Raw genomic sequence first — 22,161 nt, 5'->3', positions numbered from 1 at the left:
ATCGCTCGACGGCCCGCTGAGACAATGGGGCCATGGCAGGATCCAGAAAGACCATGTCGACCTCCGCAGCGGCACGTCCGGAGGCACAGCCGCATGTGCTGCTCGTCGAGGACGATCTCGATATCTCCCGGATGCTGCAGGGCGTTCTCTCGGACAGCGGCTTTGCCGTCTCCACCGCCACCGCCGCGGCCGAGATGGACCTGGCGCTGGGCCAGACCGGGATCGACCTCGTGGTGCTCGACATCATGCTGCCGGGCGAGGACGGGCTCAGCATCTGCCGCCGGCTGCGGGCCGTGTCGGCGATCCCGATCATCATGGTGACGGCCCGAGGCGACGCGGTCGACCGGATCGTCGGGCTGGAGATCGGGGCCGACGACTACCTGCCCAAGCCGTTCGATTCCCGCGAGCTGGTGGCGCGCATCCGGGCGCTGCTGCGGCGCGCCCAGGGCGGGAACGGCGGCCGCATGCGCCCGCTGCGCTTCGCCGGCTGGCGGATCGACCCGGCGTCGCGGCAACTGCACGACCCCGAGGGGGTCAAGGTCGCCATGACCAGCGTCGAGTTCGACCTGCTGGCGGCGCTGTGCCGGCATCCCGGCCAGGTGTTGTCGCGCGACCAGCTGATCGAGCTGACGCACAGCGGCCTGGCCAGCCCGGTCCAGCGCAGCATCGACGTCCATGTCAGCCGCATCCGCCAGAAGATCGAGCCGGATCCAGACAACCCGCGCTTCATCAAGACGGTGCGTCTCGGCGGCTACATGTTCACCGAACGGGTCGAGCCGGCCTGATGCGCTTCCTCTCTCGCCTGATCCCGCGCAGCATCGTCAGCCAGATCACCGGGATCGTCGCCGTCTCGATGCTGCTCGGCATCGGGTTGATCGGCTCCGTCCTGTTCCTGTTCTTCAGGGAACCCGACGCGCGGGATGGGGTCGTCCTTTCGGCGGCTGGAATCGCCAAGATCACCCAGATCTTCCAGAGTGCCGGCACCCCGGAGGAGGGCGACAGGATCCTCGACATTGCCCGGCGTGCCGGCGCCGGTGTCATTCGAGCGCCGGCAGGGTTCGCGGTCCAGCCCGACGGCGAGCCGACGTCGATTCTGTCCGGCCTGATCGCCTATCAGTTGAAGACCCTCTGGGGCATCGACGCCCGCGCCGCCATCCTTCCGTCCGATGCCGGCGACGGCCTCGTCGTGCGGGTCGACGATCACACCATCCTGCTCTTTCCGACGCCGAACTGGGCCGGCCTGTGGCCGTTCATCCTCAAGCCCACGGTCCTGATCATCGTCACCATGATCGTGTTCGTGCTGTTCCTGTCGATCTATGCGGTGCGCTGGATCATCGCGCCGCTGTCGGCGCTGGGCGCGGCCGCCGAATCCTTCGGGCGCTCGCCCGACGACGACCGCCTGGTCCACCGCCGCGGGCCGCGCGAGATCGGCCAGGTCGCCGGTGCCCTGAACGACATGCGCACCCGCATCCGCGCCCTGATCGACGACCGCACCCGCATGCTGGCCGCCATCAGCCACGACCTGCGCACGCCGCTGACCCGCCTGCGGCTGCGCGCCGAACGGATCGGCGACCCGGAGCTGCGGGAGGGTATCCTGCACGAGGTCGTGCGGATCAGCGATATGCTCGACGAGACGCTGGAGTATCTGCGGCCCGGCATCCGCGAAGAGCGCATGTCTCGGGTCGACCTGTCGAGCCTGCTGCAGACCGTCTGCACCGAATTCGGCGATGTCGGCCACGGCGTCGCCTATGCCGGGCCGCCGCGCCTGGCCTGGATCTGCCGGCCCAACGCGCTGACCCGTGCCGTCAGCAACGTCGTGAACAACGCCGTTCAGCATGGGTCGGCGGTGCGAGTCGGCCTGCGGCTCGGCGAGGGCGGTATGGCGGAGATCGACGTGACGGATGACGGGCCGGGCATTCCCGCGCCGCTGCGCGAGAAGGTCTTCGATCCGTTCTTCAAGGGCGACGACACGCGCTCCGTGGCTTCGGGCAGGGGCTTCGGGCTGGGCCTTTCAATCGCCCGCGATGTCGTCCGTGGCCATGGCGGCAGCATCGATCTGCTCGACCACGCGCCGCGCGGCCTCCTCGTCCGGATGTCGCTACCCCGGGACCCCGCCATAGCCGGACACTTCGGAAATATCTCTTAATATAACTTAAAACCTGGCAGTTCGGCCGGCTTTTATTCTCCTGGCTCAATCGAGTCACAGGATGAATCGCATGCCAGCGTCGTTATCGACTGCCGTCTCTTCGTTGCGACGAAATATCTTCCGAATCAGGACTTATGCACCCCTGGCCATCGCGGGCACGTGCCTGGTCCTTCCGGGGGCGAGCATGCGTGCGGAGGCCCAGGACGCGATCATCGTCCCGCCGGAGGACGCTCCCGCTCCGGAGGCCGCCGGTTCCGACGACTGGACTTTCGTGCTCGGCGCCGGCGCCCTGGTCGCTCCGAGCTACGAGGGATCGGACAAGTTCTCGGTGTCGCCGGGGCCCTTCGTCTCGATCAACTGGCGGGATCGGATCTTCCTCGACATGGAACGCGGGGTCGGGGTGAACGTCGTGCGCACCGAGGCACTGAGGCTGGGCGTGTCGGTGGGCTTCGCACCGGGGCGCGACGAGGATGACGAGGACCATCTGAGGGGTTTGGGCGACATCGACGCCGCCGCGCGCGGCCATATCTTCGGATCCTATTCCTTCGGCATGGTGCAGATCGGCCTCGACATCGCCAAGGATTTCGGCGGCAGCGAAGGCCTGCAGGTCCGGCCCGACGTGTCGGTGAAGGTGCCGCTGTCCGAAAGCTGGACCCTGACGTCCGGCATCTCCGCCACCTGGGCTGACGACGACACCATGCAGACCTTCTTCGGCGTCTCGCCGGCCCAGTCGCGGAAATCCGGGCTGGAGCGCTTCGACGCCGGGTCCGGGTTCAAGAGCGTCGACTTCCAGATCGGGCTGAGATGGGCGTTCTCCGAGAACTGGTTCGCCATGGCGAATGCCGGCGTGGGCGTCCTCCTCGGTGACGCGGCGGACAGCCCGATCACCGAAAGCCAGGTGCAACCCTCGGTCGGCTTGGCCATCGGGTATCGGTTCTGAGGCCGGCCGCGGCGGCGATCGTGTTCGTGCTCGGCCTGATCGAAGCCCTGGAGGACCAGATCATGATCCTTGCCATGCTCTGGCTCGGCGGCATCCTGCTCTGCGCCGCACCGTATCTCTGGGCCCTGTGCCGCGCCGCCCGGGACGCGGCGCGGCCGATCCCGCCGCACCGCGAGCCGCCATTGCGGCTCGCGGCTTCCGTGACCGAGGACAAGACGCCATGACGCAAGCTCCGGCCTAGCGCCGCGGCGCGATCCTGACATCGCCGAACATGACGTTGCGGGTCATCGGCCGGGCCAGGAACTCGTGCGGGAAGCCGAGGTCGACGGCGCTCGCCGCGTCCAGCCGTGCCCGCTGGTCGTCCGAAAGCACGACGTCGAGCGCGCCGAGATTGTCCTCGAGCTGCGCCGCCGTCCGCGCGCCGATGATCGGCGCGGTCACGGCCGGGTTCAGCAGGGTCCAGGCCAGGGCGACCTGCGCCGGGGTCCGGCCGATCTCGGCCGCCACCGCCTTGACCTCCTCGGCGATGGCGAGGCCCCGCTCGCTCAGGGCGCCGTTGCCGGCGGCGACGTTCTTGCGTGTGCCCGCGGCCTCCGCCGTGCCGCCGCCGATATCGAGATCGGCCCGGCCGTACTTGCCGGTCAGCACGCCGCTGGCCAGCGGCGACCAGGGGATGACACCGAGGCCGAGCTCGCGCGCCATCGGGATCAGGTCACGCTCCACCGTCCGCTCGATCAGGCTGTACTCGATCTGCAGCGCGATCAGCGGCGACCAGCCGCGCAGATCGGCGATGGTCTGCATCCGCGCCACCTGCCAGGCCGGGGCGTCGGAGATCGCGACATACAGCACCTTGCCGGCCCGGACGACGTCGTCCATGGCGCGCAGGATCTCCTCGACCGGAGTCGTGAAGTCCCAGGCGTGGAGGTAGAGCAGGTCGATATAGTCGGTCTGCATCCGCTGCAGGCTGCTCTCGACCGACCGGACCAGGCTCTTGCGGTGGTTGCCGCCGGAGTTCGGATCGCCGGCCCGCAGCGGCAGCGTGTATTTGGTGGCGATCACCAGCCGGTCGCGGCGATCAGCCGCGAACCGGCCCACCAGGCGCTCGGAGCTGCCGTCGGTGTACTGGTTGGCGGTGTCGATGAAGTTGCCGCCGCGGTCGACATAGGTGTCGAAGATCCGGCGCGCCTCCGGCTCGTCGGCGCCCCAGCCCCAGTCGGTGCCGAAGGTCATGGCGCCGAGCGCCAGCGGCGAGACCCTGAGGCCGGACCGGCCGAGCAGCCGATAATGGTACAGCGTGTCGCTCATGGTCGTCTCCTGCAGTGCTGGCCGGAAGATGGCGCGCTGACATTCGTCCATGAAGGCGGCATTATCCGCATGGGCCGTTAATGGAATGATGCACAATGCGCGGCAGCGACTACGCCGAGCTGCGGGCCTTCGCCGCGATCGCCGAGCATGGCAGCTTCGCCCGCGCCGCGGCGCAGCTGGGCCTGTCGCGCTCGGCGCTGAGCCAGACCATCCGCGGGCTGGAGGAACGGCTGGGCCTGCGGCTGCTGAACCGCACCACCCGCAGCGTGGCGCCGAGCGAGGCCGGGGCGCGGCTGCTGGCCGGCCTGCTGCCGGCCCTGGCTGATCTCGATGCCGCGGTCGCCCAGGTCCAGGCCCTGCGCGACACGCCCGCAGGTGTGCTGCGGCTCAACGCCTCGCGCATCGCCGCCATCCATCGCCTGGCGCCGCTGATCGGTCCCTTCCGCGAGGCCTATCCGGACATCGCCCTCGACATCGTGGTCGAGGACCGGCTGGTCGACATCGTCGCCGGCCGCTTCGACGCCGGCCTGCGGCTCGGCGAGATGGTCGAGCGCGACATGGTCGCCGTGAAGCTGGGCGGCGAGCTCGAGCTGATGGTGGTGGCCGCCCCCTCCTATCTCGAGCGCTTCGGCGCGCCCGAGACGCCGCGCGACCTGCGGCATCACCATTGCATCAATTTCCGCTGGCCGACCGACGGCAGCCTCTACCGCTGGGAGTTCGAGCGCGGCCCGGAGAAGCTGGAGGTGGCGGTGGAAGGCCCGCTCACCGTCACCGAGCCCGAGGTCGCGATCCGGGCCGTGCTGGACGGCGTCGGCATCGGCTACCTGTTCGACCTGCAGATCCGGCCGCTGGTCGAGGCCGGCCGGATGGTTCGGATGCTGGCGGATTGGACGCCGCCCTTCCCCGGCTTCTACCTCTACTATCCCAGCCGCCGTCAGATGCCGCCGCCGCTGCGCGCCTTCCTCGATTTCGTGCAGCGGCGGCAGGGTGCGTCTAACGACGGCCGGTGAACGGCTTGGCGACGGAGTCGAAGAAGCTGAACAGGGCGTCGCCGGCGATCACCCCGGCCGCGACCACCTCCATCTCGCTCCGCCCCTCCTCGCCGCGCCAGCGGGCCCACAGGAAGCGGATGACGATGCCGGCCAGCACCGCCCAGCCGGCCAGCGGGGCGTTGAGCAGCAGGCCGGTGGCGAACAGGATGCCCATCTGCCGCTTCGACCCGCCGAGCCATTGGACCAGAGCCCCGGGCACCGCCCAGAGGGCGAGCGACCGCGCCACATCCGGCGCCACCCCAGCCCCGATCGTGGCGGCGTAGACCCGGTCGACCGGCGGCAGCAGATCCTGCGCGAAATAGGCTTCCCAGGACAGGAAGACGACGACGATGGCCACCAGGAAGGCGACCATGGCGGCCAGCAGCTGCTGCCGGCGGCCGTCGCGCTCGAACTCCGGGTCGGCACCGTGGCCGCGGAGGATGTACCCGGCCTTGAGGTCATAACCCATATCGGCAAAAGCGGGACCGGTGGCGGCGGAGAAGGCGACCAGCGCCGCCAGCGCCGTCGGCGGGAAGCCGATCAACATGCCGATCACCAGGGTGATCAGCGCCACGGCGAAGGCCGGGAACCAGCCGGAGTGCATCGCCGCCAGGCCGACGATCAGCTCGTGCACGAAGGCGGCGAAGGCGGCGTAGACCACGAAGGCGACCAGCATGCCCCAGGACAGCTCGGCCCACAGCCCGCCGGCCGCGGCGATCAGCATGGCCAGCGCGATGTAGCCGGCGGTGCCGAGCCCGAGTGCCCGCCGCAGCGCCGCATCCGACTGGGTGCGGGTGCCGCCGTCGGCGTCGCGGCGCAGAATGGTCGCGCCGACCTGCAGCAGCGCCACCAGGCCGGCGCCGATCATCACACCGTGCGGGATATAGGCCTTGGCCAGGTCACCGCCCGGGATGATGCCGGCGAACGCGTCGCCGCCGAACAGCTGCGGGGAATAGCCGCGCAGCAGCAGGCCGACGCCGAACATGGCCAGCGCCCAGATGTTGCCGATGAAGGCGATGCCGAAGGCCGACATCGGGATCCTGAAGAAGGAACCGACGGCGCCGATGGCCACGCCGACGCCCAGCAGCACCGCCTTGCGGCCGCCCTCGTCGCCGGCCTTGATCGCCTCCGCCGCCGCCACGCCGGGCGGCCAGGCGCCGGTCGCCGGGAACACCTTGGTGTCGAACATCCGGTACAGCAGATAGGCATCGAGCAGCATCGCCAGGGCGACGCCGGCGAACATCGGCAGCACCAGGTCCGGCCGGCCCAGCGCATAGGGGATGCCGATCGGCAGCAGCAGGCTGTTGGCGGCGCCGAAGGTGGCGCCGGAGATGGCGCTCTGCGCCAGGTTCTGGACATGGATCGAGCGGTAGCGGGCGAACAGGCCCAGCGGGATGCGCGCCAGCACCATGGCGGCGAGGGCGCCGATCAGCGAGGTGTTCGCCGAGACGCCGAGGCTGACCAGGATCTGCATGCCGATGATGGCGCCGAAGACGCAGAGCAGGATGATCAGGGCCAGCGTCGCCGGCTCGAACACGCTGGGGTGCCGGCGGCCGGTGGCGTCACCGGCCGGGGGTGCCGCGGTGGGGTCCGCGGTCAGGTCGTGCTGCATGAAACCTCCTGGTGGGACCGCTTGGCTGCGGCCTTGATCTCGCGATGCGGGCTCTTGGGCGTACCCTGTTCGAGAAGGGCCGCGCACCTTGAGATGCGCGGCCCAGAAGCTCATGCGGCCTTGGCGTCAGCGTCGGCCGGTGCCGAGACCCGGCCATCGCCGACATCGCGGTCCAGCACCGCGCGCGGCCGTTCCGCCGGGTCGCCGTAGCCGGCGCCGCCGGCCAGGACGATCTCGACGATCTCGCCCGGCTTGCTCAGCTGGACCAGTTCGCCGGTGCCGCAGTCGCGCAGGACCTGGCCTTGCGCATCACGGACCACACCGCGCGCGGCACCGCCCGGCGCGCCGCCGAACAGGCCTGGGTTGCTCGACTTCACCCCCTCCGGATAGACGGCGACGAAGGTGGCCAGCCCGTCATCGGCCAGCTTGCGCAGCGAGACGCGCTGGCCCAGCCCGCCGCGATGGCGCCCCGGCCCGCCGGAGTCCTGGACATAGGTCTTCTCCAGCACCAGCACCGGGACGCGGGTCTCGAACAGCTCGACCGAGGTGTTGGCGGCCGAGGTCGGCCACAGCAGGCCGGACTTGCCGTCGCCATGCGACGAGGCGCCCTGCCCGCCGCCCATGAACAGCATGTCGGAATAGGTCGCCCCCGCCCCGTCGCGGCCGTAGATGGTGGCGGCCACCGGCAGGCCGGTGAAGGCCTGCACCTTGTCCGGCGCCGCCTCGGCCAGGGCGCGGAAGATGTTCGGCGCGATGTACCAGCCGGTGCGGGTGCGCAGGTTCACCGCCATCGGCCTGGTGGCGTTCAGGATCGACCCTTCCGGGGCCTTCACCTCGAACGGCCGGTAGCAGCCGGCATTGCCACGCACATTCGGCGTCAGCATGCATTTCAGCGGATAGGTCGCATGCGCCGCGGTGTAGTTCATGGTGCAGTTCAGCCCGCCCTGCGGCAGCTGCGCCGGCGCGCCCGCGAAATCGAGGGTGATGCGGTCGCCGTCGATGGTCAGCGCCAGCGGATAGCGCAGCCGTTCGCCCAGCGGGTTGTTCTCGATCTCCGACCGGTAGACGCCGTCCGGCAGCGCCGCGATCGCCTCGCGCATCGCCTTCTCGGACCGGCCCTGCACCACCGCGGCCAGGGCCCGCAGGTCCTGCATGCCGTATTCGCGCATGAAGGCGACGAGGCGGTCGGCGCCGATCGCGTTGGCGGCGACGAAGGAGTGGATGTCGCCCGTCACCTGGCCCGGGTTGCGGACATTCTCGGCCAGCAGGCGGAACAGCGTCGCATTCGGCCGCCCCTCCTCCACCAGCTTCATCGGCGGGATCTGGAACCCCTCCTCGTAGATCTCGCGGGCGCGCAGGCTGTCCTTGGTGCCGCCGATGTCGGAGACGTGGCCGACCGTGCCCATCAGCCCGACCAGCCGGCCGTCATGGAACACCGGCGTGACCACGGCGATGTCGAACAGGTGCCCGGCGCAGAGCCAGGGGTCGTTGGTGACCAGCACGTCGCCGGGCCGCAGCGTCTCCGCCGGATACTCGGCCAGGAGCGCCTTCACCGCCCGCGGCAGGGTCAGGTTGAACACCGGCATCGCCCGCGGCGAATGGGCCAGCGTCTCGCCCTCGGGGTCCAGGAGTTCGCAGGCGAAGTCCTGGGCCTCGGAGATCACCAGCGAGAAGGCGGTGCGGCAGACCGTCAGCCACATCTCCTCGACCACGGTGACGAGGCGGCTCCACATGATCTCCAGCGCGATCGGGTCGGCCTCGATCCGCGCCATCGCCTCGGGCAGCGGCATCTCGGCCGTGACCAGCGCCTGGACCGGCGCGGCGACGCCGATGGCGACGCGCAGGTTCAGGCTCTCGTCCACCCGCACGACATCGCCCGGCGGCACGATGGTGGTGGATTCCCGCTCCTCGATGATCGCCGGTCCCTCGATCCGGTCGCCCGGCACCAGGGCGTAGCGGTCGTAGACGACGGCCTCGACCGTGCCGTCGGCGAAGCGGGCCTGCCGCGTGCCCTTGCGCTTCGCCGCGGCGTCGCCACCCCCGGCCGCGCCGGTCAGCGACAGCGTCGGCGTCGGACCCAGGCAGCGGACGCGGAAGTTGATCGCCTCGATCTCGGCCCCGCCATACAGCGAGGTGTAGCGGGCGGTGTAGACCTCGGCGAAGGCAGTGCGGATCGCCCCCAGGCTGCCGGCGTCGATCGGGCCGGACGGCAGCGGCACGGCGATCTCGTGCATCTGGCCGGTCAGCCGCATGTCCGCGCTGCGCTCGACCGTGACGGCCGCCGCGTCGACACCCGCCTCTGCCAGCCGCCGCCGGCCCTCCGCCTCCAGCTCCGCCAGCACGCCGTTGACGGCATCGGCGTCGAATTCGCCGGAGAAGCGCACCGGGTGCGACCGCACCAGCTCGAAGGACAGCGGCGCCGCCAGGAAGCCCAGCGCCGAGGCCGCGCCGGAGGCCGGCGGGATGATCACCTCGGCCACGCCCAGCACGCGCGCCACGCCGGCGGCATGGGCCGGGCCGGCGCCGCCGAAGCCGACCATGGCGTAGCGGCGCGGGTCCTTGCCCTTCTCCACCAGGTGTACCCGGGCGGCGGCGGCCATGCTTTCCGTCACCACCTTGTGGATGCCCCAGGCCGCCTCCTCGACCGACAGGCTGAGCGGCTCCGCGACACGCGCGACTGCGGCCTCGGCCGCGGCCTTGTCCAGCGCCATGCGGCCGCCCAGGAAGAAGCCGGGGTCGTAATAGCCCAGCACCAGGTTGGCGTCGGTCACCGTCGGCTCGACGCCGCCCTTGCCGTAGCAGGCCGGGCCGGGGTCGGACCCGGCGGAATGCGGCCCGACGCGCAGCAGGCCGACCTCGTCGATCGAGGCGATCGACCCGCCGCCGGCGCCGATCTCGATCATGTCGATCACCGGCGCCTTGACCGGCAGGCCCGAGCCCTTCTTGAAGCGATGCACCCGCCCCGCCTCCATCATCGGCGCGATCTCGGCACGGCCGTCCTCGATCAGGCAGGCCTTGGCGGTGGTGCCGCCCATGTCGAAGGAGATGACGTCGGCCTTGCCGGCCAGGGCGCCGAACAGCGCCGTCGCCAGGCCGCCGCCGGCCGGGCCGGATTCGAGCAGCCGGATCGGGAAGGCGCGCGCCGTCTCCGGCGCCACCAGCCCGCCGGCCGAATGCATCAGCCGCAGCGTGCCGGTGAAGCCGCGCGCCGCCAGCTCCCGCTCAAGCCGCTGCAGGTACCGGTCCATCAGCGGCTGGACATAGGCGTTGGCGCAGGTGGTGACGCAGCGCTGGTACTCCCACAGCTCGGCCACGACCTCGGAAGACAGCGACACGGCCAGCTGCGGGAACTCGGCGCGGGCGATCTCGCCGACGATCCGCTCATGCTCCGGGTTGCGATAGGCGTGCAGGAAGCAGACGGCGACGGCCTCGACGCCGTCCGCCGCCAGCCGCCGCAGGGCGGCGCGGACGGCCTCGCGGTCCAGCGTCTCGACCACCGTGCCGTCGCGGTCCATCCGCTCCGGCACCTCCAGACGCAGCCGGCGGGCCACCAGCGGCTCCGGGAACTGCAGGAACAGGTCGTAGATGTCGTAGCGCTGCTCGGTACCCATCTCCAGCACGTCGCGGAAGCCGCGGGTGGTGATCAGCCCCAGCCTGGCGCCCTTGCGCTCGATCACCGCGTTGGTGACCAGGGTGGTGCCGTGCACCATCTCGCCGACATCCGCCAGCCGGATGCCGGCCATCGCCACCAGCTCCTCGATGCCGATCAGCGCCGCCTCGGACGGGTCGTGCGGCGTGGTCAGCCGCTTGTGCAGCTTCACCGTGCGCCCCTCGCCGTCATAGAGGATGAAGTCGGTGAAGGTGCCGCCGATGTCGAAGCCGATGCGCCAGCGCATGATCGATCCGTTCCTTGGTTACGCTGCGGAGGCCGAGATCCCGGCCTGCCAGTTCGGGTCGCCGGCCAGGGCCGCGACCTCCCGTGCCCCGGCCAGCAGCCGGGCGATGATGTCCTCCCGCTCCTCCGCCGTGACGGTGGAGAGCGGATAGGCGATGCAGAGGCTGACCGCCTCGCCGGTTTCGGGCGATCCGACCGCGGCGGCCAGGGCGCCGACGCCGCGATTGGCCTCGTCATGGGATTCCGCGAAGCCCAGGCGGCGGACCTTGTCCAGTCGCTGCAGCAGCTCCGCGAGATTCTGCGGCGCGGTTGGCGAGACCGGCGGCCAGGGCTCCCGGAACAGCGCCCGCACCTGGTCGTCCGGCAACCGCGCCAGCAGCGACCGGCCGGTGGCGCTGGAATGGGCCGCCAGCGGCCGGCCGACAGGCGTGGCGACGCGCAGCACGTTGGTGCCCGGATGATAGGTCAGGCCGGTCACCTCGCCGCCGTCGCGGATCGAGACATAGCCGGTGTGGCCGACCGCGGCGACGATCCGGGCCACCACCGCATCCGCCCGGCCGACCAGCGACGAGGTGGTGCTGAACAGATGCGCGACGCCGAGGATCAGCGCGCCGGGCCGATAGCGCTTGGTGTCGCCGATCGTCTCCAGCAGCCCGGCGTCGCGCATCGCCCGCAGCAGGCGGGAGATGTTGCTCTTCGGCAGCGACAGCAGCGCCGACGCCTCGGTCACCGTGAGCTCGGTGCGGCTGGTGGAGAAGCAGCGCAGGACAGCGGCGGCGCTTTCGAGCGTAGTCATGAAGCCATCCAGAGTTCCATTTTATGGAACTTGATTTCTAACTATTGCAACTCTAGCAACAGCCGCAAGAGCTCGGCAACCCTCGCCCTGCCGGGCTATCGGATTCACACATCTCGTCCGCACACGCATTGGGCCCTGTTGGTTGCCTCTCCCGCTTGCGGGAGAGGCAACCTGTTCGCACGCCTACCGTCGGTGTCGACGATCGATGTGTGAATACCGTGCCCTGCGGGGCGAGATCTCCAGAAGCATGTTTTCTCGGCAGATCATTCTGGCGCGAAGCATGGCTCTCAGCCAGAACATATGATGAACAAAATCAGGAGGGACCGCAATGAACATCGTGTTCACCGCCGGACCATCAGGCTCCGATGCCGCTACGGCCGATCAGAACCGCCCCAGCATGGCCCCGAGCACCAGGTCCGCCTGACGCAGCGGTGGCGGCTCCTGGACCAGGGCAGAGAAGACGTCATGCCCCGCCCGGCTCAGCCGGCGCAGATAGCCGTCGGCCAGGCGAGCAGACAGCAGCGCCGATACCGCCGTCCGCGACACCTCGCGGCGCAAAGCCCGCGCTTCGGCCAGATGGCTCCCGGCCGCCTCGGCCACGCGCGCCACCGCCCGGCGCAGCCCGTCATGCGGCTTCATCTCGAACAGCAGGCCTCGGTCGACGCCCTCGGCGGAGACGATCTCCTGCGGCAGGTACAGGCGCTTCTGCCGGGCGTGGAACGGCACGGCGCGCATCAGCCCGACCAGGGCCCAGGCGGTGCCGACCGCCGTCGCCGCCCGATGCGCCGCATCCTCGCGCACGCCCAGCACCTCGAGATGCAGGCGCAGCAGCGGTCCGGCGGTGTCGGCGGCGTAGCGCTCCAGATCGGCGAGGGTCGCCGGCGGCTCGTCCTCCAGGTCGCGCTCACGCGCATCGATGACGGTGTCGAAATGAGTCCGGCTGAGGTCATGGGCCCAGACCGCCGGGGCCAGCGCGTCCAGCACCTCGTGCCGCCGCGGCCGGCCGTCATAGATCTCGCCGACGGCGTCGCGCCACCATTGCAGCCGGATCTGGCCGAGCAGCGGCTGGCTGACCACCTCGCGCGTCTTCGCCACCTCGACATTGAAGGCGTAGACCGCGAACAGCGCCGGCCGGCGCGGCGGCGGGGCGAACAGGCAGGTCAGGTAACGGTCGTGGTCGAGGCGGCGAACCTGCTCGCCGTTCTGGCCCAGGGGATCGGTGGTCGACATGGCGGCCCCTATATGCCCGCTCGCGGCACCGATCGCCACCGGAGCTTGCCAGCGCCGGCTTCAGGCTGAAGACTTGGGCTCGAAAACATCAGGGGAGGCGACCGATGAAGGCGATCATCGTCGGTGGCGGCATCGGCGGGCTGACTGCGGCGCTGATGCTGCAGGCGCGCGGGATCGGCTGCGCCGTGTTCGAGCAGGCGACCGAGCCGCGGGAGGTCGGCGTCGGCATCAACACCCTGCCGCATGCGATCCAGGAGCTGGCCGGGCTCGGCCTGCTCGACCGGCTCGACGCCGTCGCCATCCGCACCCGCGAGCTGCTGTACACCAACCGCTTCGGCCAGGTCGTGTGGCGCGAGCCGCGCGGCTTGGATGCCGGCTTCCCGGTGCCGCAGTTCTCGATCCACCGCGGCCGGCTGCATGGCGTGCTGCACAAGGCGGCAAGGGAGCGGCTGGGCGGCGAGATCCACCACGGCCGCCGCCTGGCCGGCTTCGAGCAGAGCGGAACCGAGGTGATCGCGCATTTCGTCGACCGCCACGGCGCGCCGGCCGGCACCGCGCGCGGCGACGTTCTTGTCGCGGCCGACGGCATCCATTCGATCGTGCGGGACACGCTGCATCCGAACCAGGGGCCGCCGTCCTGGAACGGCGTCATGATCTGGCGCGGCGCGATCGACTGGCCGGCATACATGGACGGCCGGACGATGATCGTCGCCGGCGGCATGCAGGCGAAGGTGGTGCTGTACCCGATCGCGCCCGGCACCGCGCCGGACCGGCGGCTGACCAACTGGGCGGTCTGCGCCCGGATCGGCGACGGCAGCACGCCCCCGCCCCGGCGCGAGGACTGGTCGCGGCCCGGCCGGCGGGACGAGGTGCTGCCGCATGCCCGCCGCTTCGCGCTGCCGGAGGCCGACATCGGCGAGATCGTCCAGGCGACGCCGGAGTTCTGGGAGTACCCGATGTGCGACCGCGACCCGCTGCCGCGCTGGCGCCATGGCCGGGTGACGCTGCTGGGCGACGCGGCACATCCGATGTACCCGGTCGGGTCGAACGGCGCGTCGCAGGCGATCCTCGACGCCCGGTCCCTGGCCGACGCCCTGGCGGACGCTCCGGATGCCGTGGCCGCGCTGGAGCGCTACGAGGCCGACCGGCGGCCGAAGACGGCGGAGATCGTCCGGCTGAACCGCAGCGGCGGTCCGGAGGGCGTGATCGACGTGATCGAGCAGCTGGCGCCGGACGGCTTCGAGGACATCGAGGCCGTCCTGCCGCATGCGGAAAGGCAGGCGATCGTCCGCGGCTATGCGACGGTGGCCGGCTTCACGCCCGCCCAGCTGCGCCGCTAAGCGGGCGGTGGCAGGAATTCGACGTCGTGCTTCGCCGCCAGCGCCACCACCGCCTCCGGCGTCTGCTGCGGCAGGTCGTGGATGGCCTGGAACAGCTCGACCAGCCGGCCGGTCGGTGCCACCCAGAACAGCGACTTCGCGATCGCGCCGCTGTTGTTGAAGATGCCGTGCGGGATGCCCTTGGGCAGGCGCACCAGGTCGCCGACCGTGGCCGACGCGTTCTTGCCGTCCAGCACGAAGTCGAGCTTGCCCTCGAGGATGTAGAGGAACTCGTCCTGCAGCGGGTGGATGTGCGGCGGCACGAAGGTGCCGATGCCGAAGGTGGCATGCCAGGCGAAGCTGTCCGCCGAGATCTGCTTCGGCACATAGGTCTGGCCCAGGATCGACCAGGTGATGTTGTCGATCCCCTCCGCGGCCCCGGTGATGCCCGCCGTCATCGGCTTCATATCGCGCCTCCCCTGCTGCTCGCTTCAAGTTTAGACAAGCGACCGGGTTAAAGCGATATCAGACCGGGATCAGCGCCGCGGCGGCGCGCCGGCCTTCCGAGATCAGCACGTTGTAGGTGCGGCAGGCGGCGCCGGTGTCCATCGCGTCCATGCCGATGCCGGCCTCGCGGATCTGCCGCCGCAGCACGGAGGGCAGCAGCGTCATGCGCGGGCCGCAGCCGATCAGCAGCACCTCGACCGGCGGATCGATCCGCCGCACCGGGTCGAGAGCGGCCACGTCGAGGTCCTCGATCCGATCCAGCGACCAGGGCGCCTCGCCCTCCGGCCAGATCAGCATCGGCCCCTGGTACAGCGTGCCGGCGACACGGAAGCCGCCCGGCGGATAGCCGTCGATCATCCGCCGCCCGGGCGGGATGACGGAGGAGATCTCCATGACCGCTGCCGCCCCGCTCAGCTCACTTCCGCGACAGGAAGCGGCCCAGCCCCTTCGGCTTCTCCGCCTCGGCCGGCGCGTTGGCCGCGGCCGGCGGCACGGCGTCCTCGTCCTTGTCGCCGTTGCCCGATCCGCCACCCTTGGCCGGCTCGGTGCGCGCCAGGACGGTGGTCACGGTGCTGCGGATCACCTTGACCCGGACATTCTCGGCGATCTCGATCGTCAGCTCGTCATCGGCCACCTTCTGCACGGTGCCGACGATGCCGCCGCCGGTGACGACGCGGTCGCCGCGGCGCAGCGCGCCCAGCATGTCGCGATGCTCCTTCGCCCGCTTCTGCTGCGGCCGGATGAGCAGGAAGTAGAACACCACGAAGATCAGGATCAGCGGCGCGAACTGCATCAGCATGCCGGCACCGCCGGCCGCGCCGGCATCGGCCGTCTGGGCATAAGCCTCGGAAATCAGCATCTTTCGCTCCACCTTTGCAGTCGCGCGCGACTATAGCGGCCAGCGCTGCGGTTGCAATGGAATCCGGTCTGCCTGCGGCCGCGGCAGAGGAGCCCTGCGGCGGTTGATCTCGACAGGCCCGCGGCACGATCATTAGCGTCGGCGGGCCCGAAAGCGAAGGAGACTGTCCGGTGGCCGACCTGGACCCGACACGATTGCAACTGCTGACCCGCATCGCCGATGCGCTGGAGCGGCTGGCCCCCCCGCCGCCGGCGCCGACCGACCTGGCCAGCGCCGACGCCTTCACCTGGGACGCCGAGCACGGGCGGCTGCTGCCGGTCCCGGCGGTCAGCAAGGTCGATCTGGCCCTGCTGCAGGGCATCGAGCTGCAGCGCGACCTGCTGCTGGAGAACACCCGCCGCTTCGCCAGAGGGTTGCCGGCCAACAACGCGCTGCTGTGGGGATCCCGCGGCATGGGCAAGAGCTCGCTGGTCAAGTCGGTGCATGCGGCGGTGAACGGCGAGGCCGGCGGCATCCTGGCGCTGGTCGAGATCCATCGCGAGGACATCTCCTCCCTGCCCCGGCTGCTGCACCTGCTGCGCGCCTCGCCGCGCCGCTTCATCCTGTTCTGCGACGACCTGTCCTTCGACGGCCAGGACGCCAGCTACAAGTCGCTGAAGGCGATCCTGGAGGGCGGCATCGAGGGCCGGCCGGAGAATGTCGTGTTCTACGCCACCTCGAACCGCCGCCACATCCTGGCGCGCGAGATGATCGAGAACGAGCGGTCGACCGCGATCATCGCCGGCGAGGCGGTGGAGGAGAAGGTGTCGCTGTCCGACCGCTTCGGCCTGTGGCTCGGCTTCCACGGCTGCAACCAGGACACCTATCTGGAGATGGTGGAGGGCTACGCCAAGGCCTTCGGCCTGGAGATCGATCCCGCAACGCTGCGCGCCGAGGCGCTGGAATGGACCATCACCCGCGGCTCGCGCTCCGGCCGCGTCGCCTGGCAGTACATCCAGGACCTGGCCGGCCGCCTGGGCAAACGGCTGGAGGCGGCGAAGTAGAGGGGCGGCCTGCGCCGCCCCTCCCCGTCAGTTCAGGAACAGCCCGACGCCGGGGGCCAGCGGCAGGCCGATCTCGATCCACAGCACCAGGAAGGCGGTCCAGGCGACCAGGAAGCCGATCGAGATCGGCAGCGTCATCGCCGCCAGCGTGCCGATGCCGGCATCCTTCTGGTAGCGCTGCAGGAAGGCGAGGCAGACCGCGAAATACGGGCTCATCGGCGAGATCACGTTGGTGACCGAGTCCGAGATGCGGAAGGCGGCCTGGACCAGCGCCGGCTCCAGCCCCACCAGCATCATCATCGGCACGAAGACCGGCGCCATCAGCGACCATTGCGCCGAGCCGGAGGTGATGAAGACGCTCATCACCATGGCCAGCAGGATGAAGGCCAGCACCAGCGGCGTGCCGCCCAGCCCGCCGGTGTCGAGCAGATGCGAGCCGTGGATCGCGATCCATTCGCCGAGATTGGTCCAGCGGAACCAGGCCAGGAACTGCGAGATGGCGAAGAACAGCACCAGGGTCGGCGCCAGCTCCTTCACCGCCTCGGCCATGAAGCCGGCGACGTCGCGGGCGCTCTTCACCTTGCCGACCGCGGCGCCGTAGACCCAGCCGAGCAGCAGGAAGAACACCGCCAGGATGGCGACGATGCCTTCGAGGAAGGGCGACGGCACCAGCCCGCCCTGCTCGTTGCGCAGCGGCGACCCGGCCGGCAGCACCGCGGCCAGGACCACCGCGAGGAAGGCCAGCGCCACCCAGCCGACGCGCTTCAGCGCCCGGCCCTCGACATCGCCGATCGGCTCCAGCGTCAGCACCACGTCGCCGGTGTAGGTGCCGGCCAGCGGCTCGACGATCCGTTCGATCACCAGCGTGCCGACCAGCGACAGCAGCACCGCCGAGCAGGCGATGAAGTAGTAGTTGTCGAGCGGCGAGACATAGGCGTTCGGGTCGATCGCATGCGCCGCGCCGGTGGTGATGCCGGACAGGATGATGTCGACCGGGGTGATGAACAGGCTGGCGTCGTAGCCGGCGCCGACCGCGACGTAGCCGGTGACGGCGCCGACCAGCGGGTTGCGCCCGACCGCCTGGAAGATCATGGCCGAGAGCGGGATCAGCACGATGTAGGCGGCGTCGGAGGCCAGGTGGCTGCACATCCCGACCAGGAAGATGACGAAGGTGGTCAGGTGCCGCGGCGCCTTGATCACGCTGACCTGCATCAGGCTGGCGATCATCCCGACCTTATCGGCCACGCCGATCGCCAGCATGATCACCAGGATGACGCCGAGCGGCGGGAAGTTGACGTAGTTCTTGGCGATCGAGGTCAGGGCGAAGACCAGGCCGTCGCCGGAAATCAGGCTCTGGACCGCGATCTCCTTGCCGGTCTTCGGGTTGATGCCGGAGGCGCCGCCCATCGCCATCAGCCAGGACAGCACCGCGACGACGCCGCAGAGGATGAGGAACAGCAGGAACGGGTGCGGCAGGCGGTTGCCGGCCCGCTCGATCAGGGCCAGGAAGCGCTGCATCCAGGAGCGGCCTTCGGCGGTCGAGGCGGTCATGGTCAGCCCACCCCCAGGCGACGTTCGGCGATGGCGAGGAACATCCCGGCGGCGACCGGCAGGATCTCGTCGCGATAGTCGTAGCGGGGATGGTGCAGATAGGCGCTGTCCTCGCCGTTGCCGACGAAGAAGAAGCAGCCCGGCACCTGCTCCAGGTAGAAGGCGAAGTCCTCGGCCCCCATGGTCGGCAGCGAATCCATCCGGCCGGAGCGATCGGGGCCGACCGTGTCGAGCGCGGTCGCCAGCACGAAGTCGGTCTCGGCGGCGTCGTTCACCACCGAGGGGATGCGCATGGTCTGCTCGATCGCCGCGGTGGCGCCGTGCGCCTCGCAGATCTGGGCGATCACCCAGCGCAGCTCCTGGTCGATCCGCTCATAGGCGGCCGGCGACCCGTCGCGGGTGTTGATCGACAGCGTCGCCGCCATCGGGATGATGTTGTGGCTGTTGCCGCCGTGGAACTGGGTGACCGTGACGACGCCGGATTCCAGCGGCGACAGGCGGCGCGACACCACGCTCTGCAGCCCCTGCACCACGGCGGTGCCGACGAAGATCGGGTCGACCGCCAGGTCCGGCCGCGAGGCGTGGCCGCCCTTGCCGGAGATGGTGACCTCGTAGAGCGAGCTGCCGCCCATGGTCGGGCCGGCCTTGGCGAAGACGCGGCCGAGCGGATAGGCCGGGCGGTTGTGGTAGCCATAGACCGCGGCGACGCCGTCCAGCGCCCCGGCTTCGATCATCCGGGCGGCGCCGAGCCCGCCCTCCTCCGCCGGCTGGAACAGGAGCTTGATCCGGCCGGACAGGCGGTCGGCCATGCCGGCGAGGCCGCTTGCGGCCAGCAGCAGCGAGGCGGTGTGCCCGTCATGGCCGCAGGCGTGCATCTTGCCCGGGATCTTCGAGGCATAGGGCAAGCCCGTATCCTCGAGGATCGGCAGCGCGTCCATGTCGGCGCGGAAGGCGATGGTCGGCCCGGGCCGGCCGGTGTCGAGCAGCCCGACCACGCCGGTCTCGGCCAGCCCGGTCTCGACCGCATAGCCGAGGCCGCGCAGCCGCGACGCCACCAGGTCGGCGGTGCCGCTCTCCTCGTATTTCAGCTCGGGGTTCGCGTGCAGATGCCGGCGGGTCTCCACGGCCTCCGCGATCGCCTCGGGCGAGAAGCTGTCCACTGCCATCCCTGTCCAGGTTTCGTTCGTCGCCCCTGGTAGGAAGGCGCCCCGCATGCCACAAGCGCTATAATTCGCACGACGCGTTGCCGATGCGGCAACGGACGAGAGACCCTTCATGCAGAGCACCGCGCTTCGCTACTTCCTGGAAGTCGCCCGGTCCGGTTCGATCGCGGATGCGTCGAAGCGGCTGAACGTCGCCGCCTCCGCCATCAGCCGGCAGATCGCCAAGCTGGAGCGCGAGCTGGGGGCGGAACTGTTCGAGCGCCGGCCGCGCGGCATGGTGCCGAGCGCCGCCGGCGAGATCCTGGCCGCCCATGCCCGCCGGTCGATGCTGGACGGCGAACGCGCAGCCGCGGAGATCCGCGAGCTGCAGGGTCCGCATCGCGGCCATGTCCGGCTGGCCAGCTTCGAGGGCTTCGGGCTCGACGTCCTGCCCGAGGCCGTGGCCGCCTTCCGCCGCGACCATCCGGGCGTGACCTTCCACCTCTGGGTCGGCACCTCCATCGAGATCGCCCGCCGGGTGCAGGACGGCAAGACCGATATCGGCATCAGCTTCAACCTGGCGCCGCCGCGCGGCGTGGCGGTGGAGCGGATGATCCGCCGGCCGATGCACGCGCTGATGCCGCGCCGCCACAAGCTGGCCGGGCGGGAGAGCATCGCCATGGCCGAGACCCTGCCCCATCCGGTCGCCCTGCCGGACCCGGACCGGACCCAGCGGCAGCTGATCGACGCCTGCTGCAACCTGCAGGGGCTGGCGCTGGAGCCGGTGCTGTCGACCAACTCGATGGCCGCGCTGCGCCGCTTCAGCGACATCGAGGGCTGCATCCACTTCACCAGCGCCATCCGAGATCCCGGACGGGTGGAGCTGGGCGAGTTCGTCGCCGTGCCGGTCGCCGACGAGAGCATGACCGACAGCACGCTGCACATCCTGACCATGGCCGGCCGCACCCTGCCGGCCGCGGTGCGGGCCTTCCGCGACGCGCTGCTGGCCGAGCTGGCGCCGGTGGAGCGGCCTTAGCTCACTGCAGATACTGCTTCGGATCCACCGGCGCGCTGTTCTTGCGCACCTCGAAATGCAGCTGCGGCGCGTCGACGGCACCGGTCTGGCCGACCGTGCCGATGGTCTGGCCGGCGGTGACCTGGTCGCCCTTCTTCACCGACAGCGACGCGGCATGGGCATAGGCGGTGACCAACCCGTCGCCGTGCTGGATCAGCACCAGGTTGCCGTAGCCGCGCAGCTCGTTGCCGGCATAGGCGACGGTGCCGGGGCCGGCCGCCTTGATCGGCGTGCCGGCCGGGGCGGAGATGTTGATGCCCTGGTTCGGCTTGCCGGCGAGCGGCGCGTTGAAGCCGGCGATCACCGAGCCGGTCACCGGCCAGGCGAAGCGGCCGGAGCCGCGGGCCGCGGCCTGGGGCGCCGCGGCGGGCGGCGGCACCGTGGCGCTGGCGACCGGCGGCACCGTGGCGGCCGGAGCCGCAGGCTTCGGCACGATCGAGGTCGGGGCGCCGGTCGTCGGCGACACCGGGCCGGTCACGGCGCCCGCGGGCGGGACCGTGCCCGGCACGGCCGGGGGCATGGTGCCGGGCGCCACGGGCGCGGCGGCGCCACCGGGCGGAGGCAGGCGCTGGACCGAGAGGCCGTTGCCGGTCGTCGGCACGGTGTTGAGCGGCGTGCCGCCCATCGGCACGGCCGCGCCCGGGACCGTCGCGCCCGGCGCCGTCGCCACGGCCCCCGGCAGCGTGATGGTCGGCGCCGGTCCCGGCCCCGACCCCGGCGCGCCCGGCAGGCGCAGGGTCTGGCCGGGCTGCAGCGCATAGGGCGGCTGCAGCCCGTTCAGCGCGATCAGCGCCGGCATCGACACGTCGTAGCGGCGGACGACGGCGAGCACGTCGTCGCCCGGCTGGACCTGGACGGTCGCCGGCCGCTGCGCCATCTCGTCGGCCCCCGGCGGGACGTTGCAGGCCGCGAGGCCCGCGGCGGCGAGGGTCGTCAGTAGGAAGGGCCGGAGCCGCCATCCTCCCCGTCGGGAAGATCCGGCAGCAACGGCACGAAGCGAACTGGCCACAGATCCTCCCGCTCCAATCCGGTCTCGGTGCGCGTGAAGCGGACCACACGCTGGTTCCGCTTCTCGTCCCCCATGGGAATCACGATTATACCACCGATCGCGAGCTGGTCCGTCAGCGCGAGGGGCGGCAGGTCGCCGCGATGGGCGGCGGTGACGATGATGCGCTCGAACGGCGCCTGCTCCGGCCAGCCCTTCATGCCGTCGCCCCAGCGCGCGGTGATGTTGCTGATGCGCAAGCCCGCGATCCGCTCCAGCGCCAGGTCGAGCAGCGGCTTGTGCCGCTCGACCGTGTAGAGCCGGCGGCAGATCTTCGCCAGCACCGCCGCCTGGTAGCCGGAGCCGGTGCCGATCTCCAGCACCTTGTGGCGGTCGCCGACCTCCAGCGCCTGGGTCATCAGCCCGACCACCATGGGCTGGCTGATGGTCTGGCCATGGCCGATCGGCAGCGCGATGTCCTCATAGGCCTGGTCGAGGAAGGCGTCGGGCACGAAGGCCTCGCGCGGCACCCGCTCGATCGCGCCGAGGACGCGATGATCGGTGATCCCCGACCGGCGGAGATGCATCAGGAGGCGGATCAGCCGCGGCTCGGCGATCATGGGCGGGGACCGGTCGGGAAAAGCGGAGCAATCGGCAAGGAGCGAAGCCGCTTTCCTTTCTTGTCCCCCCTCCCCTTGCGGGAGGGGGATAGGGGGAGGGGGTTT

Annotated in this window: 20 protein-coding genes; 8 read left to right on the top strand and 12 right to left on the bottom strand. The window is 70.7% G+C overall.

Going from position 1 to position 22,161, the window contains the following annotated elements; genetic code table 11:
• The first annotated feature begins 53 nt into the window (after positions 1 to 53).
• From ACFW16_RS29240 to ACFW16_RS29225, 4 genes are all read left to right on the top strand, one after another.
• Positions 54 to 785 carry a response regulator gene (locus ACFW16_RS29240; protein ID WP_380311798.1) on the top strand — a complete coding sequence of 244 codons (732 nt, stop codon included), beginning with the start codon at positions 54 to 56 and terminating at the stop codon, positions 783 to 785.
• A gap of 68 nt (positions 786 to 853) precedes the next feature.
• The gene (locus ACFW16_RS29235; protein ID WP_380311795.1) at positions 854 to 2,146 is read left to right on the top strand and encodes an ATP-binding protein; all 1,293 of its coding nucleotides are present in this window, start codon (positions 854 to 856) and stop codon (positions 2,144 to 2,146) included.
• Between the two features lie 184 nt (positions 2,147 to 2,330).
• Positions 2,331 to 3,086, top strand: a complete 756-nt coding sequence (locus ACFW16_RS29230) for a MipA/OmpV family protein (RefSeq protein ID WP_380311793.1) — start codon at positions 2,331 to 2,333, stop codon at positions 3,084 to 3,086.
• Positions 3,087 to 3,106: 20 nt separating this feature from the next.
• A complete protein-coding gene (locus tag ACFW16_RS29225) occupies positions 3,107 to 3,310 on the top strand; it encodes a hypothetical protein (protein WP_380311790.1) in 204 nt (67 codons plus the stop codon).
• Positions 3,311 to 3,323: 13 nt separating this feature from the next.
• On the opposite strand, the gene ACFW16_RS29220 is transcribed toward ACFW16_RS29225, so the two are convergent.
• Positions 3,324 to 4,391: an aldo/keto reductase gene (locus ACFW16_RS29220; RefSeq protein ID WP_380311788.1), complete on the bottom strand. Its 1,068-nt coding sequence runs from the start codon at positions 4,389 to 4,391 to the stop codon at positions 3,324 to 3,326.
• Positions 4,392 to 4,486: 95 nt separating this feature from the next.
• Here ACFW16_RS29220 and ACFW16_RS29215 point away from each other — a divergent pair, with 95 nt between their 5' ends.
• Positions 4,487 to 5,401 carry a LysR family transcriptional regulator gene (locus tag ACFW16_RS29215; protein ID WP_380311786.1) on the top strand — a complete coding sequence of 305 codons (915 nt, stop codon included), beginning with the start codon at positions 4,487 to 4,489 and terminating at the stop codon, positions 5,399 to 5,401.
• Here ACFW16_RS29215 and ACFW16_RS29210 read toward each other — a convergent pair.
• From ACFW16_RS29210 to ACFW16_RS29195, 4 genes are all read right to left on the bottom strand, one after another.
• Positions 5,385 to 7,034, bottom strand: a complete 1,650-nt coding sequence (locus tag ACFW16_RS29210) for an OPT/YSL family transporter (RefSeq protein ID WP_380311784.1) — start codon at positions 7,032 to 7,034, stop codon at positions 5,385 to 5,387. The genes ACFW16_RS29215 and ACFW16_RS29210 overlap by 17 nt on opposite strands.
• Before the next feature lie 110 nt (positions 7,035 to 7,144).
• Positions 7,145 to 10,930: a hydantoinase B/oxoprolinase family protein gene (locus tag ACFW16_RS29205; protein WP_380311781.1), complete on the bottom strand. Its 3,786-nt coding sequence runs from the start codon at positions 10,928 to 10,930 to the stop codon at positions 7,145 to 7,147.
• An 18-nt stretch (positions 10,931 to 10,948) separates the two neighbouring features.
• Positions 10,949 to 11,725, bottom strand: a complete 777-nt coding sequence (locus ACFW16_RS29200; RefSeq protein WP_380311779.1) for an IclR family transcriptional regulator — start codon at positions 11,723 to 11,725, stop codon at positions 10,949 to 10,951.
• A gap of 381 nt (positions 11,726 to 12,106) precedes the next feature.
• On the bottom strand, positions 12,107 to 12,955 hold the full coding sequence (locus ACFW16_RS29195) for a phytoene/squalene synthase family protein (RefSeq protein ID WP_380311777.1): 849 nt from the start codon (positions 12,953 to 12,955) through the stop codon (positions 12,107 to 12,109).
• Between the two features lie 104 nt (positions 12,956 to 13,059).
• Here ACFW16_RS29195 and ACFW16_RS29190 point away from each other — a divergent pair, with 104 nt between their 5' ends.
• Positions 13,060 to 14,295, top strand: a complete 1,236-nt coding sequence (locus ACFW16_RS29190) for a flavin-dependent oxidoreductase (RefSeq protein WP_380311776.1) — start codon at positions 13,060 to 13,062, stop codon at positions 14,293 to 14,295.
• Here ACFW16_RS29190 and ACFW16_RS29185 read toward each other — a convergent pair.
• The 3 genes from ACFW16_RS29185 to yajC are packed head-to-tail and all read right to left on the bottom strand — an operon-like array spanning position 14,292 to position 15,640.
• Positions 14,292 to 14,741 (bottom strand): cupin domain-containing protein, encoded by a 450-nt coding sequence (locus tag ACFW16_RS29185; protein ID WP_380311774.1) that lies wholly within the window; start codon positions 14,739 to 14,741, stop codon positions 14,292 to 14,294. The genes ACFW16_RS29190 and ACFW16_RS29185 overlap by 4 nt on opposite strands.
• Before the next feature lie 58 nt (positions 14,742 to 14,799).
• Entirely contained in the window at positions 14,800 to 15,174 is a 375-nt protein-coding gene (locus ACFW16_RS29180) for an Mth938-like domain-containing protein (RefSeq protein ID WP_380311772.1), read from the bottom strand.
• Between the two features lie 22 nt (positions 15,175 to 15,196).
• The gene (gene yajC / locus ACFW16_RS29175; protein WP_380311770.1) at positions 15,197 to 15,640 is read right to left on the bottom strand and encodes a preprotein translocase subunit YajC; all 444 of its coding nucleotides are present in this window, start codon (positions 15,638 to 15,640) and stop codon (positions 15,197 to 15,199) included.
• 179 nt (positions 15,641 to 15,819) lie between these two features.
• Between yajC and ACFW16_RS29170 the strand changes: the two genes are divergently transcribed.
• Entirely contained in the window at positions 15,820 to 16,683 is an 864-nt protein-coding gene (locus tag ACFW16_RS29170) for an ATP-binding protein (protein ID WP_380311857.1), read from the top strand.
• A 27-nt stretch (positions 16,684 to 16,710) separates the two neighbouring features.
• On the opposite strand, the gene ACFW16_RS29165 is transcribed toward ACFW16_RS29170, so the two are convergent.
• The gene (locus ACFW16_RS29165; RefSeq protein WP_380311769.1) at positions 16,711 to 18,234 is read right to left on the bottom strand and encodes an AbgT family transporter; all 1,524 of its coding nucleotides are present in this window, start codon (positions 18,232 to 18,234) and stop codon (positions 16,711 to 16,713) included.
• Between the two features lie 2 nt (positions 18,235 to 18,236).
• Entirely contained in the window at positions 18,237 to 19,400 is a 1,164-nt protein-coding gene (locus tag ACFW16_RS29160) for a M20 family metallopeptidase (RefSeq protein ID WP_380311766.1), read from the bottom strand.
• Positions 19,401 to 19,509: 109 nt separating this feature from the next.
• On the opposite strand from ACFW16_RS29160, the gene ACFW16_RS29155 reads away from it, so the two are divergent.
• Positions 19,510 to 20,412 (top strand): LysR family transcriptional regulator, encoded by a 903-nt coding sequence (locus ACFW16_RS29155; RefSeq protein WP_380311764.1) that lies wholly within the window; start codon positions 19,510 to 19,512, stop codon positions 20,410 to 20,412.
• A gap of 1 nt (position 20,413) precedes the next feature.
• On the opposite strand, the gene ACFW16_RS29150 is transcribed toward ACFW16_RS29155, so the two are convergent.
• Both ACFW16_RS29150 and ACFW16_RS29145 read right to left on the bottom strand, forming a co-directional pair.
• Positions 20,414 to 21,328, bottom strand: a complete 915-nt coding sequence (locus ACFW16_RS29150) for a peptidoglycan DD-metalloendopeptidase family protein (RefSeq protein WP_380311762.1) — start codon at positions 21,326 to 21,328, stop codon at positions 20,414 to 20,416.
• Between the two features lie 56 nt (positions 21,329 to 21,384).
• On the bottom strand, positions 21,385 to 22,056 hold the full coding sequence (locus ACFW16_RS29145) for a protein-L-isoaspartate(D-aspartate) O-methyltransferase (RefSeq protein WP_380311760.1): 672 nt from the start codon (positions 22,054 to 22,056) through the stop codon (positions 21,385 to 21,387).
• Positions 22,057 to 22,161: the final 105 nt, after the last annotated feature.

It is taken from the genome of Inquilinus sp. NPDC058860, assembly GCF_042743185.1.
In the GTDB taxonomy this organism is placed as follows: domain Bacteria; phylum Pseudomonadota; class Alphaproteobacteria; order DSM-16000; family Inquilinaceae; genus Inquilinus.
Note: the sequence above shows the minus strand (reverse complement) of the source record. Positions and strands in the feature narration are given on the sequence as shown.

Coding starts and splice junctions, on each gene's coding strand:
- ACFW16_RS29160 (WP_380311766.1), bottom strand. CDS start 19,400: ATGGCAGTGGACAGCTTCTCGCCCGAGGCGATCGCGGAGGCCGTGGAG.
- ACFW16_RS29145 (WP_380311760.1), bottom strand. CDS start 22,056: ATGATCGCCGAGCCGCGGCTGATCCGCCTCCTGATGCATCTCCGCCGG.
- yajC (WP_380311770.1), bottom strand. CDS start 15,640: ATGCTGATTTCCGAGGCTTATGCCCAGACGGCCGATGCCGGCGCGGCC.
- ACFW16_RS29205 (WP_380311781.1), bottom strand. CDS start 10,930: ATGCGCTGGCGCATCGGCTTCGACATCGGCGGCACCTTCACCGACTTC.
- ACFW16_RS29230 (WP_380311793.1), top strand. CDS start 2,331: ATGCGTGCGGAGGCCCAGGACGCGATCATCGTCCCGCCGGAGGACGCT.
- ACFW16_RS29195 (WP_380311777.1), bottom strand. CDS start 12,955: ATGTCGACCACCGATCCCCTGGGCCAGAACGGCGAGCAGGTTCGCCGC.
- ACFW16_RS29235 (WP_380311795.1), top strand. CDS start 854: ATGCTGCTCGGCATCGGGTTGATCGGCTCCGTCCTGTTCCTGTTCTTC.
- ACFW16_RS29190 (WP_380311776.1), top strand. CDS start 13,060: ATGAAGGCGATCATCGTCGGTGGCGGCATCGGCGGGCTGACTGCGGCG.
- ACFW16_RS29200 (WP_380311779.1), bottom strand. CDS start 11,725: ATGACTACGCTCGAAAGCGCCGCCGCTGTCCTGCGCTGCTTCTCCACC.
- ACFW16_RS29155 (WP_380311764.1), top strand. CDS start 19,510: ATGCAGAGCACCGCGCTTCGCTACTTCCTGGAAGTCGCCCGGTCCGGT.
- ACFW16_RS29210 (WP_380311784.1), bottom strand. CDS start 7,034: ATGCAGCACGACCTGACCGCGGACCCCACCGCGGCACCCCCGGCCGGT.
- ACFW16_RS29240 (WP_380311798.1), top strand. CDS start 54: ATGTCGACCTCCGCAGCGGCACGTCCGGAGGCACAGCCGCATGTGCTG.
- ACFW16_RS29215 (WP_380311786.1), top strand. CDS start 4,487: ATGCGCGGCAGCGACTACGCCGAGCTGCGGGCCTTCGCCGCGATCGCC.
- ACFW16_RS29220 (WP_380311788.1), bottom strand. CDS start 4,391: ATGAGCGACACGCTGTACCATTATCGGCTGCTCGGCCGGTCCGGCCTC.
- ACFW16_RS29165 (WP_380311769.1), bottom strand. CDS start 18,234: ATGACCGCCTCGACCGCCGAAGGCCGCTCCTGGATGCAGCGCTTCCTG.
- ACFW16_RS29180 (WP_380311772.1), bottom strand. CDS start 15,174: ATGGAGATCTCCTCCGTCATCCCGCCCGGGCGGCGGATGATCGACGGC.
- ACFW16_RS29185 (WP_380311774.1), bottom strand. CDS start 14,741: ATGAAGCCGATGACGGCGGGCATCACCGGGGCCGCGGAGGGGATCGAC.
- ACFW16_RS29150 (WP_380311762.1), bottom strand. CDS start 21,328: ATGGCGCAGCGGCCGGCGACCGTCCAGGTCCAGCCGGGCGACGACGTG.